Source organism: Halomonas sp. SIMBA_159 (assembly GCF_046536035.1).
Classification (GTDB): Bacteria; Pseudomonadota; Gammaproteobacteria; order Pseudomonadales; family Halomonadaceae; genus Vreelandella; species Vreelandella venusta_A.
Genome location: NZ_JAWJBT010001332.1, coordinates 1 through 244, shown reverse-complemented (window position 1 = coordinate 244; position 244 = coordinate 1). Strand labels below are relative to the sequence as shown.

The following is a 244-nucleotide window of genomic DNA, read 5'->3' as shown; positions in this document are numbered from 1 at the left end:
ACAATTGCAGCTCTGAGTCCATAAAACCCATTGCGATGGGGAGTATAGCGGATCACTTTTCCCACTTCCTCTAATACATCTCGACCCAAGGGGGAATGGGTGAGTTGATAAGCCTGTACAGCATCATAGGAAAGCGGTTGTTGCAGCCCTTCTCGCAACTTAGCCATCATTTCGTCATCGAGGAAGCGAGCTAAAATTTTAAGATCTCCGGTTAATTCACCGGTTTCAGCATAAACTTTCAGAG

Annotated in this window: 1 protein-coding gene; it reads right to left on the bottom strand. The window is 45.9% G+C overall.

Annotated features, from left to right (window positions below; genetic code table 11):
- Positions 1-244: alpha/beta hydrolase (locus R0J87_RS23585; protein WP_498889416.1), on the bottom strand; the 244-nt coding region annotated here is incomplete at both ends.